Raw genomic sequence first — 16,738 nt, forward strand, 5'->3', positions numbered from 1 at the left:
TTTTCTTCTACCCCTTCAAGTCGTAGAACTTCAGGATGTGCTGCCACGCCGTCTGCGGATCGTCCACGTACTTGAACAGGTTCAGGTCTTCGGGCGAGATCGTGCCTTCTTCCACCAGCACATCCAGGTTGATCAGTCGCTTCCAGTAGTCCGATCCGAACAGCAGGATCGGCACCGGTTTGGACTTCTTGCACTGCACCAGCGTGATCACTTCGAACAGCTCGTCGAGCGTGCCGAAGCCACCGGGGAAGGCGAGCAAGGCCTTGGCGCGCATCATGAAGTGCATCTTGCGCAGCGCGAAGTAGTGGAACTTGAAGCTCAACTCGGGTGAGACGTAGGGGTTGGCCGCCTGCTCGTGTGGCAGCGCGATGTTCAAGCCCACGTTGAGTGCGCCTTCGTCGTGCGCGCCGCGGTTCGCCGCTTCCATGATGCCGGGGCCACCCCCGGTGCAGATGAAGAGCTGGTCGGCTTTGGCGCACTTGGCGCTGTAACGCGCCACCGTGCGCGCGAATTCGCGTGACTGGTCGTAGTAGTGCGCGTTGCGCACCATGGCCTGGGCGCGCGCGATCTCGCGCGCATCGCCGCTGCGCTCGGCGCGCACCAGTTGCTCCTGCGCTTCGCTGGGTTCGCGAAAACGGGCACTGCCGAACACGACGATGGTGTTCTCGATGCCGGCGTCGTGCTGCGCCAGGTCGGGCTTGAGCATTTCCAGTTGAAAGCGGATCCCGCGCGTCTCGCGGCGCAGCAGGAACTCGGGGTCTGCGAACGCGAGGCGGTAGGCGTCTACTTCCAACGGAAAGCCTTCGTTGGCGTGGGACTGCAGCTCCGCCCAGGCATCGGCCAGGCGGCGTTCGTTCAGGTCGTGTGAAACAGGGGCGTCCATAGAAGAATTCCTAGTGTCGAGATGGATTTTTCAAGTTGCCGTTCACAGGGCCAGCGCCAAAGCCAATGGCACGAAGACCACGGCCAGCGCATTGCCCAACATGATCATGGCACCGACCTTGTCGGGTTCCTGGTGGTATCGGTCGGCCAGCATGAACTGCATCACGGCCGGTGGCAACGCCGCGAACAACAGCAACTGCCCGCGCGCGGCGCCTTCCAGGCCCAGCGCCCACGCCAGCGGGAGGGCGATGGCCAGGCCAATGAGGGGGCGCGCCATGGCGCCGAGCAGCCCCACCGCGAGGCCTTCGCGCGTCAGCGCGGTCAGGCGCACGCCCAAGGCGAACAGCATCATGGGCAGCATGGCGTCCCCCAGCAGCTTGAGGCCGGAGAGCACCATGTCGGGTGGGCGCACGTCGGTCAGCGCGCTGAAAAAGCCGAGCGCGGTGCCGATCATCAGCGGGCTGGTGAGCAGGTCGCGCGTGCGCGCCAGGCGGCTGGTGATGCGCGCACCGAGCGAGAAGTGCAGCAGGTTGCTGACCGAAAACAGCGCCACGGCGGCGCCGAAATGTGCCGGGCCAAACGCCAGCAAGGCCAGCGGCAAACCCATGTTGCCGCAGTTGTTGAACATCGCCACCGGCACCAGCGTGCGCGGCTGTGCGCCAAAGGCGCGTGCCAGCGGCCACGCCAGCAGGCCGCTGCCCAGGATGATCACCGCGCCGCCCACGAGAAGCACCAGGTGCTCGGCGATGACGAAGTCACGCGACGCGAGCGCCGAATACACCAGCATGGGCGCGAGCACGTCGAGCGCGATGCGGTTGAAGGTGCCCATGTCGGGCGCTTGCCGGCGCGCGTAGGCAAAGCCGATCGCCACGATCAGGAACACCGGAATGATGACGTCGGCGATGCGGGCGATCAGGTCCATGTGGGCGAAGAGGGTGAACGGGTGTCGGAAAGCGAAAAGGCTCCCGCAGGAGCCTTTTTCAAGGGTTCGTCGTGTGCGACAAACGCTCAGACGCGCTTGCGGTACTCGCCGGTGCGCGTGTCGATTTCGATCTTGTCGTCTTGCGCCACGAACAGCGGCACGGCGACTTCGAAACCGGTGGCGATCTTGGCGGGCTTGAGCACCTTGCCGGACGTGTCGCCCTTGACCGCGGGTTCGGTCCAGGTGATGACGCGCTCGACGCTGGTGGGCAGTTCGACCGAGATGGCCTTGCCGTCGTAGAACACCACTTCAACGGTCATGCCGTCTTCGAGGTAGTTCAGGGCGTCGCCCATGTTTTCGGCTTCCACTTCGTACTGGTTGTAGTCGGTGTCCATGCAGACGTACATCGGGTCGGCGAAGTAGGAGTAGGTGCACTCCTTCTTGTCCAGGATGATCTGGTCCATCTTGTCGTCGGCCTTGCAGACGACTTCGGTGGCCATGTTGTTCAACAGGGCCTTGAGCTTAAGGCGCACGGTGGCAGCGCCACGGCCACCGCGGCTGTATTCGGTTTTCAGGACGATCATCGGGTCCTTGCCGTGCATGATGACGTTGCCGGCGCGGAGTTCTTGAGCGATTTTCATAGGGGTTCCAACGGTTGGGCCGCGTGCTCCCGGTGTGCGCTGGACACCCGAAAACTGAGCTGATGGTGGCGGTCTGTGCGGCGAGGCAGACGGCTGGCGGAATCGGGGTGGGCTTGAATCCGGCCCGGTTTTCCGCAAAGCCTCGAATTTTATCGCTTTTCCAGTACGAAGCCGAGCAGCTGGCTGCACAGATCGGCCTGGGCCAGCAGGCGTTGCCGTGCGGCGAGGGCGCAGTCGCCCCAGGCTTCCAGGGTGCCGGCGTCGGGCCAGATGGCCGACGCCGCGCCGATGCCGTTCCAGGCGCGGTGAAAGTCGCGCAGGGTGGCCGGTGCTTGAAGCCAGTCCAGAAAAGCCTCGAGCTTGGCGTGGTGCGCGTCGTCGTGTTGCGGGTAGATGTGCCACACGAAGGGCTTGCCGGCCCAGAGAGCGCGCGCCAACGAGTCTTCGCCCCGCACGAAATTGAGGTCGGTCACCCAGAGCAGGTGGTCGAAGTCGTGCTGGGTCAGAAGGGGAAGGGCATGCAACTGGCAGCCCGGGTCGGTGGGTGCACCGGCGGCCTGCGCCGCGTGCCAGGCCCGCCCGGGGGTGACCAGCCAGTCGCTGGGCGTTTCATCTCTTGCGGCCTGTTGCAGCACGGCGGGCAGGGCGGCCGGTTCGTAACAGAACAGGCTGACGCGGCGCGTGTGGGCGCGCACGGGCAGGCGCAGGTCGGCCAGCCAGGCCTCCGCGTCAAACGCCGCCTGCCGCGCCAGCAGATCGTTCTCGCGCAAGAGGCCACCCGTGCGCGGGGTGAAACCCGGGTAGAAGAACCATTTGGTGACGAGGCCCCGCAGGAGCCCGCTCATGACGGGCGAGGGCAGGCGGTGCGAGCGCTCCACGTAGGACTCGGCGCTGAGGTATTCGAGGTTGATCCAGACCGGCGCGCGCGCGCCGCCCGCCACCTGGGCGGCGAGGGCTTCGACGCACTCGGGTGGGGGCTCGCAGCCGAAGGCCTCGATCCACACATCGGCGGGCGGGTGGTCGTTTGCGGGCAGCGGCGAGGTCCAGTGCAGCACCTCGATGCCGGGCACGTTTCCTTGCAGCGCGCCGGGCGCCATCCAGGCCAGGGCCTGTGGGTCGTCGAGCCACAGGCGTACGTGTTCACCCCGGCGCGCCAGCTCGGCAGAGAGCCGCCAGCACACGCCGACGTCGCCGAAGTTGTCGATCACCTTGCAGAAAATGTCCCAACGCATGACCGCGATTGTCGGGGCTGGACGGCCGGGCGACCGTTTGCAAGCGCTGCCTATGAGGCCCACAGGGCCGCTGAAGGCGTGTGAGGGGCGAAACCATTGCTGATGAAGCCCATCTGTAGATGGGGGCGGGAGCGTCGGGCCACAATACGCGCCCATGTCCGACAACACGCATTCCGACCAACTGCTGAGCGAAGTGGCGGCCCTGCCGGGGCTGCCCGGCGTGTACCGCTACTTCGATGCCCAGGGCCAACTGCTCTATGTGGGCAAGGCGCGCAACCTCAAGAAGCGCGTGTCGAGCTACTTCCAGAAGACCCACGACGGCACGCGCATCGGCCACATGATCAGCAAGATCGTGCGCATGGAAACCACGGTGGTGCGTTCCGAGGCCGAGGCGCTGCTGCTGGAGAACAACCTCATCAAGACGTTGAACCCCAAGTTCAACATCCTGTTCCGCGACGACAAGAGCTACCCCTATCTCAAGATCACCGGCACGCGCGAGGTCTTCAAGCCCTCGGCGCGCATCCCTTCGCCATCGCAGGCGTTCCCGCGCATGGCCTATTACCGGGGCGTGGTGGACCGCCGCCACAGCTACTACGGCCCTTACCCCAGCGCCTGGGCGGTAAAGGAATCCATCACGCTGTTGCAGAAGGTGTTTCGCTTGCGCACTTGCGAAGACACGGTGTTCGCCAACCGCACGCGGCCCTGCCTGCTGTACCAGATCAAGCGCTGCAGCGGGCCCTGCGTCGACCTGATCGACCACGAGGCCTACGCGCAGGACGTGCTCGACGCCGAGCGTTTTCTGCGCGGCGAAACCCAGGCCGTGCTCGACACGCTGGAGCAGCGCATGCTCGCGCACGCCGAGAAGCTGGAGTTCGAACAGGCGGCCGAGATCCGCAACCAGATGAGCGCGCTCTCGCGCGTGCTGCACCAGCAGGCCATGGACACCGTGTCCGACCAGGACGTGGACGTGCTCGCGGTGAAGGTGCATGGCGGTCGCGCCTGCGTGAACCTGGCCATGATCCGCGGCGGCCGCCATCTGGGCGACCGGCCTTACTTCCCCGCCCACGTGGACGACGCCACCGCCATCGGCAACGCGCTGGCCGAGGAGGGCGAGGAAGGCGCCAAACCGGCCGACCCCGCCGAGCGCGTGGCCGTTCAGGTGCTCGAGGCCTTCATCGCGCAGCACTATCTGGGCGTGGCGATGCCGCACACCCTGGTGACCAGCCACCCGGTGGGAAAATCGCTGCTGGACGCCCTGACCGAACAGATCGGCGCGAAGGTGAACGCCGTGCACCACCCGCGCGAGCACCGCCGCATCTGGCTCGAAATGGCGCAGAAGAACGCCGACATCGCGTTGGCGCGCCTGCTGGCCGAAGAAGGCAGCCAGCAAGCCCGAACCCGAGCGCTGGCCGACGCGCTGCACCTGCCCGACGACCAGCTCGACACGTTGCGTGTCGAATGCTTCGACATCTCGCACACCGCCGGTGAATCCACCCAGGCCTCGTGCGTGGTGTTCGAAGGCCACAAGATGCAGAACAGCCAGTACCGCCGCTACAAGATCGAAGGCATCACTCCGGGCGATGACTACGCCGCGATGCGCCAGGTGCTGTTGCGACGCTACGGGCGGATCGCCGAGGCGATGCGGGAAGAAGGGGCTGGAGAGGTGGCGACGCCGGAGGTGGAGATCCCCGTCGATGCGCAACCCGACGCCACTGTTCGGGCCGAGCCGGTCGTTGCCCTCGCCGATCAGGAGCCTTCACCCACCGAGCCGACCGTCGAGTCCATCGCCGGACCGCGCATGCCCGACCTCGTGCTGATCGACGGCGGCAAGGGCCAGGTGAGCATGGCGCGCGAGGTGTTCGAGCAACTCGGCCTGGACCTGTCGCTCATCGTCGGCGTGGAAAAAGGCGAGGGCCGCAAGGTCGGCCTGGAAGAGCTGGTGTTCGCCGATGGCCGCGAGAAGGTGTACCTCGGCCACGACTCCGCCGCACTCATGCTCGTGGCCCAGATCCGCGACGAAGCCCACCGCTTCGCCATCACTGGCATGCGCGCGCAACGCGCGAAGGTGCGCACGGGGGGCAGCAAACTCGAAGACATTCCGGGTGTGGGCCCCAAGAAGCGCGCGCGGTTGTTGCAGCGCTTTGGGGGTGTGCGTGGCGTGGCTTCTGCCAGCGTGGAAGACCTCAGCACGGTGGAAGGCATCTCGACCGAGTTGGCGGATGCCATCTACCGGGCTCTGCATTGAGCGCTGGACACGGCGTTGCGCCGTGTCCAGCCATGTCAATTTTCGGTGAGCAGTTCAGGCAGCCTGGCCATCACGCGGGCTTCACAAGCGTCGAGCGTCTCATCCAGCGACTGTCGAACAAGCTGGTAGTCGTCTTGCGCCCAGCGGGTGCGGGGCAAGGGCTCGGCAGAGACGTCGCTGCAGTCGACCACCACATTGGGACTGAGTGTCCAGAAGTTGGGACCTTCCCGGCGTTTGAACACCTCCAGTTTCGTCTGGAGCTGGTAGGTTTCTTCGTCGGTGCCCGTCAGCGCGTGGTAGACCAGACTCGAACTGCCTCCGGCAACGACCAGAGGATTTTCATAGACGCGGTTGGTCAACGCGGCATTGCTCGCAATGGCAGCGTCGACCTTTTCCTGCAGCCGCGTCACGAAGTCGGTGGGGATCGGGTTGCGAAGATGGTCCCGGTGGGTCACGTCTTCGATGCGATCTCCTCGAAGGTCGTCCTTGCTGAAGGGTTGCACGCCGATGCCGCCAACCAGTGCGAGCATGGCGACGTTGAGAAAGACCTGCGCAGCCACCGCTTTGCCCGTGGTGGAACGGCTCACGATGGTGATTTCTTCGGGGGTGCTCTTGAGTCGGTAGCCGCTCGGGGATGCTTGGGAGTAGGTCACGCGCAAGGGCGTTGCGGTGGGCGATTGGGCTTCGGTGGTGGGCGTGCTGGCACAGGCGCACAGCATGGCCGCGACGATGATCGGCACCGGCCAGCGTGGTGGATGGGTGAACATCAGCGGACCAGGAACTTCGTGCCGTCGATCTGGGTCGGGTAGCCCGTGCCGTCAAGGGGGAGCGCGCCGCCAGCGATGCTGAGGAACAGCTTGGCGTCCTTCACGTCCGCGAGAAATTTCTTGCCTACGATCTCGCTGAGCGTGCCATCGGGGAGCTTGTTCAGCACGAGGCCGAGGCCGCCGTCGGCTCCGCTCGAACTGGCGGTCCAGGCGCCAGTGCCCTTCATCACGTTGTCGCGACCATCGAGCACGGTTTTCACAGGCGACACCAGGATGGTGTCCGTGACCAGGCCGCGCTTGACCATGCAGGCGGCGTCATCGAACACCAAGGCCGCGAAAGCAATGCGAAGCGATGCGCCCTCCACTGTGACGTTGACGTCTCGCAAGTGGTAGCGGTAGGCATTGTTGTAAGGGAAGTTGGCGAGACACGCGACCGGGGTGTTGGGTTTCCAGATGCCTGCGAACTCGGTCAACGAGAGGGGTGCATCGGTGGGTGCGCTCGCGTTGGCGCCGCTGCCACTTCCGCCACTCCCGCCGCCACCTCCGCAGGCGGTGAGAGACAGCGCGACAAGGGATGCGAGAAAAGTGTGTGTGACGTTCATGAGATGTGTTGAAGCAATGTCGCGGGGCGTGCAGACCAGAGCCAACGACCGGCCCCGCAGCGCGGTCGTTGAGGTTGGAAAAACGGTGTCTGACCTGGTCGCCGCGAGGCATCGGGGCGGGTGCTGGCCGGCGGTTCACTTCGCTCGAAGGAAGCGGGCTTGCCAGCGCGTGGGTCAGCGCGGCAGCGATCAAACCAGAAGGCCTGGCTTTTTTGAATACTTCAGATGTACTAATTTGCACATCAAGCGGGCGTCCCGGGAAAAGACGCCGCAGCTGCGGTCAACGCATAATCCCAGCCATGTTCTTCAACATCCCCACCTTGCTCACCTGGGCACGCATCGTCGCCATCCCGTTGATCGTGGGGGTGTTCTATCTGGAGAACATGAGCGTTGCGGAGCAGAACCTGATCGCCACTGTCATGTTCATCGTGTTCGCGCTGACCGATTGGGCAGACGGCTACCTGGCCCGCAAACTCAACCAGACCTCGGCCTTCGGCGCCTTCCTCGATCCGGTGGCCGACAAGTTCCTCGTGTGCGCCAGCCTGCTGGTGCTGGTGCACCTGGACCGCGCCGACGTGTTCGTGGCGCTAATCATCATCGGCCGAGAAATCGCGATCTCGTCCTTGCGCGAGTGGATGGCGATCATCGGTGCGACCAAGAGCGTGGCCGTGCACATGATCGGCAAGGTCAAGACCATGGTGCAGATGATTGCGATTCCCTTCCTGCTGTTCAACGGCACGCTGTTCGGCGTCATCGACACGCAGGTGTGGGGCACCTGGTTGATCTGGATCTCGGCCGTGTTGACCATCTGGTCCATGGTCTATTACCTGCAGAAGGCCATCCCCGAGATCCGCTCCAAGTCGCATTGAGGAAGCGGCCATGAACGCCCCGACGTCCACGCAAGACAACGCATGGCTGCGCGCCATGCCCTGGGTGTTCGTGCTGATCTGGAGCACTGGTTTCATCGTCGCGCGCTACGGCATGCCGCACGCGCCACCCATGAAGTTCCTCGCGGTGCGTTACGCGCTCTCCATCGCCTGCTTCCTGCCCTGGATTCTTCTGTCCGGCGTGAAGTGGCCCAGCAGCCGCGCCCAGTGGTTCCATCTGGCTGTCACCGGTGTGCTGATGCACGCGGGCTACCTTGGCGGCGTGTGGGCGGCGGTGAAGGCCGGCATGGGCTCGGGCCTGTCTTCGCTCATCGTGGGTCTTCAGCCGGTGCTCACCGCCATCTGGCTCTCGGGCACCGGCTCCAAAGTGTCGAAGCGCCAATGGCTGGGCCTGGTGCTGGGCTTTGCCGGCCTGGTGCTGGTGGTCTCGCGCAAGTTCGGCGCGGGTGGGCCGGGCGATCAGGCGAACTGGCTCAACCTCTCGTTCGCCGTGATGGCGCTGTTCGCCATCACCGTGGGCACGCTGTACCAGAAGCGCTTCGTTGCCGCGTGCGACGTGCGCACCGCCAACGCGGTGCAACTGCTGGCGGCGCTGCTCGTCACCTTGCCGCTCGCGCTGCTGGAAGCCGAACGGATGGACTGGAACGGCGAGCTCATCGGCGCCATGGCCTGGTCGGTGCTGGGCCTCACGCTGGGCGGCAGCTCGCTGCTCTACATGCTGATTCAGCGGGGCGCGGCGGCCTCGGTCACGAGCTTGATGTACCTCGTGCCACCGTGCACCGCGTTGATTGCATGGGTGCTGTTCGCCGAACCCATCACCGCCGTCACCCTGGCCGGCACGGCGCTCACCGCGTTCGGCGTGAGCCTGGTGGTGCGGGCGGCGCGCTGACCGCCCCGCGTTTCCAGGGTTCTTTGCGGAAGCGCTCGGCCAGGAAGTCCACCAGCAGCCGGATCCGGCGTGGGCTCTGCGAGCGGTAGGGCGCGAGCCAGTGGATGTCGGCGTCGGGCATGGCGTACGTCGGCAGCACCCGCACCAGTTCGCCGCTGGCGAGTTGGGGTGCGATGTCCCACAGGCTGCGGAGCATGAGTCCATGCCCCGCGAGGCACCAGTCGCGCACCAGCTCACCCGAATTGCTCGACATCGGGCCGCTCACCGGCACGTGCTGCACCTGCGCATCGTTTCCGCGTTGCAGGCGCCAATGATCGAAACGTTGCCCGGGCCCACCGTCGTTCTCCCGAACCACCAGGCACGCGTGTTGGGCCAGATCCTGCGGGGTGCGCGGCGTGCCATGGCGCTCGATGTAGGCGGGTGATGCGGCCAGCACGCGCTGGTTGGACGCCAGGCGGCGCGACACCCATTCGGCCGCGCGCTCGCGCGGCGCGTTCCAGAGCCAGATCGCACCATCGAAGCCTTCCACGGCCAGATCGGGCAACTGTTCTGTGAGTTGCACTTGCACCTGAACGCCCGGGTGTTGCAACTGAAACGCCGCCAACGCGGGCCCCACCCACAGCCGGCCAAAGCCGAAGGTGGCGACCACGCGGACGGGGCCGGCAGGCTCCGCCTGGCGTTCGCGCAACTCGGCCTCGACCTCCTTGAAGCTGCGCAGCAACTGCACCGCGCGTTCGCACAGCGTGTCCCCTTCGGCGGTGGGGCTCACGCGCCGGGTGGTGCGTTGGAACAGCCGCATGCCCAACTGCGCTTCCAGCGCCGCCAGCCGTTTGGTGACGGCCGAGGGCGCCACACGCAGCGCCCGAGCCGCCATCACCAGGCTGCCATGCTGGCGCACCGCGAGCACGAGCTCCAGATCGGGGCGGTCCATATTGTTTCCTTTTTGGAAGTAATCAATGGCTGCATTATTTCTGAATGTCGGGCTATGCTGGCGCCCATGTTGAACCACTTCACATCCCACACCGTCGAGCGCGATGGCGTGCCTCTGCACACCCGCATCGGTGGCGAAGGTCCACCGCTGCTGTTGCTGCATGGTCATCCGCAGAGCATGGCCATGTGGCATCGCGTGGCGCCCACGCTGGCGAAACACTTCTCGCTGGTGCTGATGGACCTGCGCGGCTATGGCGATTCGGCGCGGACTGCGGCTGATGCGGCGCACCATGCCCACAGCAAACGCGAGATGGCGCGCGATGCCATCGCCGTCATGGCGCACCACGGTTTCCACCGATTCGATGTGCTCGCGCACGATCGTGGGGCGCGCGTGGCGCACCGGCTCGCGGTCGACCACACCAACGCGGTGCGCTCGCTCCTGCTGCTCGACATCGCACCCACGCTGGCGATGTACGAGCAGACCGGCGAAGCCTTCGCGCGCGCCTACTGGCACTGGTTCTTCCTGATCCAGCCACCGCCTTTGCCCGAAGCGCTCATCGACGCCAACCCCGCGCGCTACGTGCGCAGCGTGATGGGTAGCCGCCATGCAGGGCTGGCTGCGTTCGACCCGGCTGCGCTGGCCGAATACGAGCGCTGCGCCGCGCAGCCAGGCACCGCGACATCCATCTGCGAGGACTACCGTGCCAGTGCCACCATCGATCTCGAACACGACCGCGCCGACATTGCCGCCGGGCGGCAGCTCTCCCAGCCGCTGCGCGTGCTGTGGGGCGAGCATGGCACCGTGGCGCGCTGTTTCGATGTGCTGGCGCTGTGGCGCGAGCGCGCTGTGAATGTGTCGGGCCACAGCCTGCCGTGTGGCCACTACATCGCCGAAGAAGCGCCCGATCGCCTCATCGCCGAAGCCCTGTCTTTTTTCCAAACCGTCCAGAAGGAACAACCATGAGCAAACACCGCATCGCCGTCATCGCCGGGGACGGCATCGGCACCGAAGTCATGCCCGAGGGCCTTCGTGTCCTGGAGGCCGCGGCCACGAAGTTCGGCATCGACCTGCAGTTCGACCACTTCGACTTTTCCAGCTGCGACTATTACGAACACCACGGCAAGATGCTGCCCGACAACTGGAAGGACCAGATCGGTGGGCACGACGCGATCTATTTTGGTGCGGTGGGTTGGCCCGACAAGGTGCCCGACCACGTCTCGCTCTGGGGCTCGCTGCTCATGTTCCGCCGCGAGTTCGACCAGTACGTCAACATCCGTCCGGCAAAACTCATGCCCGGCGTGACCGCGCCCGTGGTGCGGCGCGACGGCAGCCCGCGCGAGGCCGGCGAGATCGACATGGTGATCGTGCGCGAGAACACCGAGGGCGAATACTCCAGCATTGGTGGGCGCATGTACGCGGGCACCGAGCGCGAGATCGTGGTGCAGGAAACAGTGATGTCGCGCATCGGCGTGGACCGCGTGCTGCGCCACGCGTTCGAGGTGGCACGCTCACGGCCCAAGAAGCACCTGACCAGCGCCACCAAGTCCAACGGCATCGCCATCACCATGCCCTACTGGGACGAGCGCGTGATCGAGATGGCCAAGGAGTACCCGGATGTGAAGGTGGACAAGTTCCACATCGATATCCTCACCGCGCACTTCGTGCAACGCCCCGACTTCTTCGATGTGGTGGTCGGCAGCAATCTCTTTGGCGACATCCTGAGCGACCTCGGGCCCGCCTGCACCGGCACCATCGGCATCGCGCCCAGCGCCAACCTGAACCCCACGCGCCAACACCCCTCGCTGTTCGAGCCGGTGCACGGCTCCGCGCCAGACATCGCTGGCAAGGGCATCGCCAACCCGATCGGGCAGATCTGGTGCGGCGCCATGATGCTCGACTTCCTCGGCCACCGTGGTGCGCACGACGCGGTGATGCGGTCCATCGAAGCCGTGCTGCAGCCCGGCAGCGGCGCGCCGCGCACGGCCGATCTCGGCGGCACCGCGGGCACCCGCGACGTGGGCCGCGCGATCGCCGAGGCTCTTCATCGCGCGTGAACGTGGCAGTGGTGCAGTGCAGCGTGATCAGGGCCGCGACATTTTGTTGCGCGCCGCGCCGCGCCGATGAATGCGTCTAGAATCTCGCCTCTTGCGCCGCAGGTGTTGCGCCATGGCCCGTCGTGTATTGACAGGGCTTGCGCGCCGTGGGTCTAATCACTCAGCGATTGCCACGGTGTTGGTGTCGTCTTGCGGTCTAGAGCGATCAGGTTTTTTGCCAGCGGCCTGCGCCGTCTCCGGAAAAAACACCTGTCCAACCTGAACATTCATCTCAATCAAGAGGGGCTATTTGTGAACAAAACCGAACTCGTCGAACACATTGCCAAGCACGCCGACATCTCCAAGGCGGCTGCAACGCGTGCACTGGACTCCACCATCACCGCTATCCGCACCACCTTGAAAAAGGGTGGCACCGTGTCGTTGGTCGGTTTTGGCTCCTTCGCTGTGACCAAACGTCCTGCTCGCAAAGGCCGCAACCCCCGCACGGGCGACGAGATTAAAATCAAGGCCGCCAAGGTGCCGAAGTTCCGCCCGGGCAAGGCACTCAAGGATGCTCTGAACTGAAGCATTCACCCGGTTTCCGGTGGGGTGCTTAGCTCAGTTGGCAGAGCGGCGCCTTTACACGGCGTAGGTCGGCGGTTCGACCCCGTCAGCACCCACCACCATCGAAAAGGCGAACCAGGGTTCGCCTTTTTTGTTGCCGGCAACGGCAATGCCACTCGGTCATTCACACAGCAGGATTCAAGGCATGTTTGACACCATTCGCAATCACAAGAAGTACCTCATGGGCTTCCTGATGATCCTGATCATTCCCTCATTCGTGCTGTTCGGTATCGAAGGCTACACGCGCTTCAACGAAAGCGGCGAGCCAGTGGCCACGGTCAATGGCAAGGAGATCACCAAGACCGAATGGGACCAGGCGCACCAGCAGGAATCGCAACGCCTGCGCGAGGCCATGCCCACGCTTGACGCCCGCCTGCTCGACAGCGAAGCCGCGCGTTACGCCACGCTGGAACGCCTGGTGCGCCAGCGCCTGCTGGCCACCGCCGCCGACAAGCTCAACCTCTACACCAGCGACGCACGCCTGGCGCGCGACCTGCAGCAGAACGAAGCCATCGCCACGCTGCGCAAGCCCGATGGCTCGCTCGATGTCGAGGCCTATCGGCAACTGGTGGGCCGCCAGGGCATGACACCTGAAATGTTCGAAGCCCGCGTGCGCGCCGACCTGTCGCAGCGCCAGGTGTCGCAAGGCATTCTGGGCTCGGGCTTTGCGCCCACCGCGCTGGCCTCGATTTCGCTCAACGCCTTCTTTGAGCGCCGTGAAGTGCGCGTGGCACGTTTCGCCGCCGCCGACTTTGCCGCGCAAGTCAAGCCGACCGACGCCGACATCGAAGCCTTCTACAACGCCAACCAGGCCAGCTTCCAGGCGCCCGAGCAGGCCGACATCGAATACCTCGTGCTCGACGCGGCGGCGTTGCAGAACGCCGTGGTGTTCAACGAAGCCGACGTGCGCACCTACTACGAACAGAACGCGTCGCGGATGTCCGGCACCGAAGAGCGCCGCGCGAGCCACATCCTGCTGACCGTGCCGGCGGGCGCCTCTGCCGACGACAAGGCCGCCGTGCGCAAGCGCGCCGAGGCTTTGCTGGCCCAGGTGCGCGAGAAGCCCGCGAGCTTTGCCGCCGTGGCCAAGGCCGAGTCGCAAGACCCGGGCTCGGCCGCCAAGGGGGGCGACCTCGACTACTTCGGACGTGAAGCCATGGTCAAGCCGTTCGCGGACGCGGTGTTCTCGATGAAGAAGGGCACGATCTCCGACGTGGTGGAAAGCGATTTCGGTTTCCACATCATCCAGCTCACCGACATCAAGGCGCCGCCCGTGCGCAGCTTTGAATCGATGCGCCCGGAGATCGAAGCCGAGTTGAAGAAGCAGCAGGCGCAGAAGCAGTACGCCGAAGCCGCCGACACCTTCAGCAACCTCGTCTACGAGCAAGCCGATTCGCTGCAACCCGCGGCCGATCGCCTGAAGTTGCAGATCCGCAAGGCCACGGTGCAGCGCCAGCCGCAGGCCGGCACGACCGGTGTGCTGGCCAACGAGCGGCTGCTGGGCGCGCTGTTCGACAGCGAGGCGCTCGACAAGAAGCGCAACACCGAAGCGATCGACACCGGCTCGGGCCAACTGGTCTCGGCGCGCGTCGTCAAACATTCATCCGCACACACCCAGGCACTGGCCGAAGTGAAAGAGCAGGTCCGTGCGCGCCTGGTGACCCAGCGTTCGGCCGAGATGGCCCGTGCCCAAGGCGAGAAGCAGTTGCAGGCCTGGAAGTCGGGTGCGGCCGGCACCGGTCTGGGTGCCGCGCTGACCGTCTCGCGCGAGAACCCGCAGGGCCTGACGCAACCCGTGCTGGACGCCGCGTTGCGCGCCGACCCGAAGCAACTGCCCGCATGGGTCGGTGTGAACCTGGCGGATGAAGGCTATGCGGTCGTGAAGGTTGAACAGGTGCTGCCGCGCGACACGGGCAATGCGCAGCGGCTGAGCCAGGAAGTGCAGCAGTACAGCCAGTGGTGGTCGTCGGCTGAAAACGAAGCCTACGTCAAGACGCTCGAGGAGCGTTTCAAGGCCCGCGTCCTGGTGCCCAAGCCGGCGGCGGTGGCGGCGGCTCCCGCACGCTGATGGAATTTGCTGCGGAGGCTCGCCCGAACTGCCATCCGGTTCGGGCTATAATTCGCGGCTTGCGGTGGCTGTAGCTCAGTTGGTAGAGTCCAGGATTGTGATTCCTGTTGTCGTGGGTTCGAGCCCCATCAGCCACCCCAAAGAATCCAGAAAAAGCCCGGCCTTGTGTCGGGCTTTTTCTTTGGGCGCCTCTCCGTTCCAGAATCTGCAGGCGCCGGGTCCGGTCACTTCTTGAATGCAACCCCCATGACCATGACGTACCGGCACCTGGGCCGCAGCAACCTCCAGGTCTCCCGCCTCTGCCTGGGCACCATGATGTTCGGCGGCCAGACGCCCGAAGCCGAAGCCACGGAGATCTTCGCCTCGGCTCGCGCGCAAGGCGTCAACTTCATCGACACCGCGGACGTGTACCACAAGGGTGCTTCGGAAGAGGTGGTGGGGCGGCTGCTCAAAGGCCAGCGCGATCACTGGGTGCTGGCCAGCAAGACCGGCAGCGCCTTCGGGCCAGGGCCGAACCAGGGCGGCCTCTCGCGCGCCTGGATCATGCAGAGCGCCGAGGACAGCCTGCGCCGCCTGCAGACCGACCGCATCGACATCTTCTATCTGCACCGCGATCCGCAAGACGCCAACCTGGAAGAAGCCGTGGGCGCGCTGGGCGATCTGCTGCGCGCCGGCAAGATCCGCTACTTCGGTCTGTCCAACTTTCGCGGCTGGCGCATCGCCGAGGTGGTGCACCTGTGCCGCGCGCTCGGTGTGCCACTGCCGGTGGTCTGCCAGCCGTACTACAACCTGCTCAACCGCGGCCCCGAAGTCGAGATCCTGCCGGCCTGCGCCCACCACGGCCTGGGCGTGGTGCCGTACAGCCCGGTGGCGCGCGGCGTGCTCACCGGCAAGTACCAGCCCGGCGAAGCGCCAGCGGCCGACTCGCGCGCGGGGCGTGGCGATGCGCGCCTGCTGGCGACCGAGTTCCGCGAAGCATCGATGCACATTGCCAACGAGCTGGTGCGCCATGCCCAGGCGCGTGGTGCCAAGGCCTCGCAGGTCGCGGTGGCCTGGGTGCTGGCCAATCCGCTGGTGACGTCCGTGATTGCCGGTCCGCGCACGTTGGCGCAGTGGGAAGACTACCTGCCCGCGCTGGACCTCACGATCAGCGCCGAAGACGAAGCGATGGTGAACGCCTGGGTGGCGCCAGGGCACCCGTCAACCCCGGGCTACAACGATCCGGCGCACCCGTTTTTTGGACGGCCGGTGTAGGCGGGAAATCGATCCCGTGGAGCTCGAACCCGCGCGGCTAAGAAAGCCGGTGTTTACGCATCAATCACACCCGAGGCGTTCGGGGCATTGACTTGTGCCGTGACCTGGTCCCGCGCGGGCGCGAGCGCGTGCTGGCGCGCAAGAGTCCGTCGTTCACGCCCGCACCGGTGTGAACCTCAGCGCACGAACTGGTTGGTGTACAGGTCCTTCAGCGGCGTCTCCTTCGGGACGATGCCGTTGCTCACGTAGAACTTCTGCAGCTCGCCCAGGCGCGCCTCGTCCATCTGACCCGGCACCTTCTGCTTGGCGTAGACGTACTGGTTGAACAGTTCGAAGGACTTCTGCACGCTGGCTTCCTTGCCCTTGTGCACTGGCACGTGCGCCACGTAGGCGATGGTGGCGGCCTTGGGGTCGGCCATGATGTCCTTCATGCCCTTGACCGTGGCGCGCACCAGCTTCTGAATCAGCTGCGGGTTCTTGGCGATGGTCTCGTCCGAAGCCAGGATGGCCTGGGCCATGCTCTTGAAGTAGAGGTCGGCCGGCATGATGTCGACCTGTGCGCCCGCGTCCATCGCGCTCACGGTCCAGTCGGGCACCGTGGCCATGGCCGAAGCCTTCTTGGCGGCGAACTGTTGCCAGATGCCCCCGGGGCCGGCGGCCTGGATGTTCACGTCGTTCTTGGTCAGGCCGACCTTGCTGAGCATGCCGAGCAGGGCGTAGTAGGTGGTGTCGGTGTAGGCGAGCACGGTCACGGTCTTGCC

At 65.4% G+C, this 16,738-nt stretch carries 16 protein-coding genes and 2 tRNA genes; 10 read left to right on the plus strand and 8 right to left on the minus strand.

All coding sequences use genetic code 11. The features are described 5' to 3' along the window. Positions 1-7: 7 nt before the first annotated feature. The 4 genes from FFS09_RS26125 to earP all read right to left on the minus strand — a co-directional run bounded on the left by FFS09_RS26125 (position 8) and on the right by earP (position 3,677). Positions 8-883, minus strand: coding sequence for an LOG family protein (locus FFS09_RS26125; protein WP_137921868.1), 876 nt, complete (start codon positions 881-883; stop codon positions 8-10). A gap of 42 nt (positions 884-925) precedes the next feature. Then, entirely contained in the window at positions 926-1,804 is an 879-nt protein-coding gene (locus FFS09_RS26130) for an AEC family transporter (protein WP_252374533.1), read from the minus strand. 86 nt (positions 1,805-1,890) lie between these two features. Beyond that, positions 1,891-2,445 carry an elongation factor P gene (gene efp, locus FFS09_RS26135; protein ID WP_137921869.1) on the minus strand — a complete coding sequence of 185 codons (555 nt, stop codon included), beginning with the start codon at positions 2,443-2,445 and terminating at the stop codon, positions 1,891-1,893. Between the two features lie 149 nt (positions 2,446-2,594). Next, a complete protein-coding gene (gene earP / locus FFS09_RS26140) occupies positions 2,595-3,677 on the minus strand; it encodes an elongation factor P maturation arginine rhamnosyltransferase EarP (protein WP_137921870.1) in 1,083 nt (360 codons plus the stop codon). Positions 3,678-3,831: 154 nt separating this feature from the next. On the opposite strand from earP, the gene uvrC reads away from it, so the two are divergent. Then, positions 3,832-5,922: an excinuclease ABC subunit UvrC gene (gene uvrC / locus FFS09_RS26145; RefSeq protein ID WP_137921871.1), complete on the plus strand. Its 2,091-nt coding sequence runs from the start codon at positions 3,832-3,834 to the stop codon at positions 5,920-5,922. Positions 5,923-5,957: 35 nt separating this feature from the next. On the opposite strand, the gene FFS09_RS26150 is transcribed toward uvrC, so the two are convergent. Both FFS09_RS26150 and FFS09_RS26155 read right to left on the minus strand, forming a co-directional pair. Next, positions 5,958-6,689, minus strand: coding sequence for a hypothetical protein (locus FFS09_RS26150; protein ID WP_137921872.1), 732 nt, complete (start codon positions 6,687-6,689; stop codon positions 5,958-5,960). Further along, positions 6,689-7,291: a hypothetical protein gene (locus tag FFS09_RS26155; protein WP_137921873.1), complete on the minus strand. Its 603-nt coding sequence runs from the start codon at positions 7,289-7,291 to the stop codon at positions 6,689-6,691. The genes FFS09_RS26150 and FFS09_RS26155 overlap by 1 nt, the downstream gene beginning before the upstream one ends. A gap of 299 nt (positions 7,292-7,590) precedes the next feature. Between FFS09_RS26155 and pgsA the strand changes: the two genes are divergently transcribed. Together pgsA and FFS09_RS26165 are read left to right on the plus strand one after the other, a co-directional pair. Beyond that, complete coding sequence (pgsA, locus tag FFS09_RS26160; RefSeq protein WP_137921874.1) at positions 7,591-8,160, plus strand: CDP-diacylglycerol--glycerol-3-phosphate 3-phosphatidyltransferase; 570 nt, start codon at positions 7,591-7,593, stop codon at positions 8,158-8,160. 10 nt (positions 8,161-8,170) lie between these two features. Continuing rightward, complete coding sequence (locus FFS09_RS26165) at positions 8,171-9,067, plus strand: DMT family transporter (protein WP_137921875.1); 897 nt, start codon at positions 8,171-8,173, stop codon at positions 9,065-9,067. On the opposite strand, the gene FFS09_RS26170 is transcribed toward FFS09_RS26165, so the two are convergent. Beyond that, on the minus strand, positions 9,024-9,998 hold the full coding sequence (locus tag FFS09_RS26170; RefSeq protein ID WP_137921876.1) for a LysR family transcriptional regulator: 975 nt from the start codon (positions 9,996-9,998) through the stop codon (positions 9,024-9,026). The two genes, FFS09_RS26165 and FFS09_RS26170, sit on opposite strands and share 44 nt — an antisense overlap. 66 nt (positions 9,999-10,064) lie before the next feature. On the opposite strand from FFS09_RS26170, the gene FFS09_RS26175 reads away from it, so the two are divergent. From FFS09_RS26175 to FFS09_RS26205, 7 genes are all read left to right on the plus strand, one after another. Next, positions 10,065-10,961: an alpha/beta fold hydrolase gene (locus FFS09_RS26175; RefSeq protein WP_137921877.1), complete on the plus strand. Its 897-nt coding sequence runs from the start codon at positions 10,065-10,067 to the stop codon at positions 10,959-10,961. Then, positions 10,958-12,052 (plus strand): tartrate dehydrogenase, encoded by a 1,095-nt coding sequence (locus FFS09_RS26180; protein ID WP_137921878.1) that lies wholly within the window; start codon positions 10,958-10,960, stop codon positions 12,050-12,052. The genes FFS09_RS26175 and FFS09_RS26180 overlap by 4 nt, the downstream gene beginning before the upstream one ends. Positions 12,053-12,343: 291 nt before the next feature. Beyond that, a complete protein-coding gene (locus FFS09_RS26185) occupies positions 12,344-12,616 on the plus strand; it encodes an HU family DNA-binding protein (RefSeq protein WP_137921879.1) in 273 nt (90 codons plus the stop codon). 22 nt (positions 12,617-12,638) lie between these two features. Then, positions 12,639-12,714, plus strand: a tRNA-Val gene (locus FFS09_RS26190). Positions 12,715-12,800: 86 nt separating this feature from the next. Next, positions 12,801-14,723, plus strand: a complete 1,923-nt coding sequence (locus tag FFS09_RS26195; protein WP_137921880.1) for a SurA N-terminal domain-containing protein — start codon at positions 12,801-12,803, stop codon at positions 14,721-14,723. A 64-nt stretch (positions 14,724-14,787) separates the two neighbouring features. Continuing rightward, positions 14,788-14,863, plus strand: a tRNA-His gene (locus FFS09_RS26200). A 112-nt stretch (positions 14,864-14,975) separates the two neighbouring features. Beyond that, positions 14,976-15,977, plus strand: coding sequence for an aldo/keto reductase (locus tag FFS09_RS26205; protein ID WP_137921885.1), 1,002 nt, complete (start codon positions 14,976-14,978; stop codon positions 15,975-15,977). Positions 15,978-16,153: 176 nt separating this feature from the next. Here FFS09_RS26205 and FFS09_RS26210 read toward each other — a convergent pair. Continuing rightward, a partial coding sequence (locus FFS09_RS26210; RefSeq protein WP_137921881.1) for an ABC transporter substrate-binding protein occupies positions 16,154-16,738 on the minus strand: 585 nt, incomplete at its 5' end.

Origin of the sequence: Hydrogenophaga sp. 2FB (genome assembly GCF_005503365.1) — a bacterium.
Taxonomy (GTDB): Bacteria; Pseudomonadota; Gammaproteobacteria; order Burkholderiales; family Burkholderiaceae_C; genus Hydrogenophaga.

Coding starts and splice junctions, on each gene's coding strand:
- FFS09_RS26125 (WP_137921868.1), bottom strand. CDS start 883: ATGGACGCCCCTGTTTCACACGACCTGAACGAACGCCGCCTGGCCGAT.
- FFS09_RS26130 (WP_252374533.1), bottom strand. CDS start 1,804: ATGGACCTGATCGCCCGCATCGCCGACGTCATCATTCCGGTGTTCCTG.
- efp (WP_137921869.1), bottom strand. CDS start 2,445: ATGAAAATCGCTCAAGAACTCCGCGCCGGCAACGTCATCATGCACGGC.
- earP (WP_137921870.1), bottom strand. CDS start 3,677: ATGCGTTGGGACATTTTCTGCAAGGTGATCGACAACTTCGGCGACGTC.
- uvrC (WP_137921871.1), top strand. CDS start 3,832: ATGTCCGACAACACGCATTCCGACCAACTGCTGAGCGAAGTGGCGGCC.
- FFS09_RS26150 (WP_137921872.1), bottom strand. CDS start 6,689: ATGTTCACCCATCCACCACGCTGGCCGGTGCCGATCATCGTCGCGGCC.
- FFS09_RS26155 (WP_137921873.1), bottom strand. CDS start 7,291: ATGAACGTCACACACACTTTTCTCGCATCCCTTGTCGCGCTGTCTCTC.
- pgsA (WP_137921874.1), top strand. CDS start 7,591: ATGTTCTTCAACATCCCCACCTTGCTCACCTGGGCACGCATCGTCGCC.
- FFS09_RS26165 (WP_137921875.1), top strand. CDS start 8,171: ATGAACGCCCCGACGTCCACGCAAGACAACGCATGGCTGCGCGCCATG.
- FFS09_RS26170 (WP_137921876.1), bottom strand. CDS start 9,998: ATGGACCGCCCCGATCTGGAGCTCGTGCTCGCGGTGCGCCAGCATGGC.
- FFS09_RS26175 (WP_137921877.1), top strand. CDS start 10,065: ATGTTGAACCACTTCACATCCCACACCGTCGAGCGCGATGGCGTGCCT.
- FFS09_RS26180 (WP_137921878.1), top strand. CDS start 10,958: ATGAGCAAACACCGCATCGCCGTCATCGCCGGGGACGGCATCGGCACC.
- FFS09_RS26195 (WP_137921880.1), top strand. CDS start 12,801: ATGTTTGACACCATTCGCAATCACAAGAAGTACCTCATGGGCTTCCTG.
- FFS09_RS26205 (WP_137921885.1), top strand. CDS start 14,976: ATGACGTACCGGCACCTGGGCCGCAGCAACCTCCAGGTCTCCCGCCTC.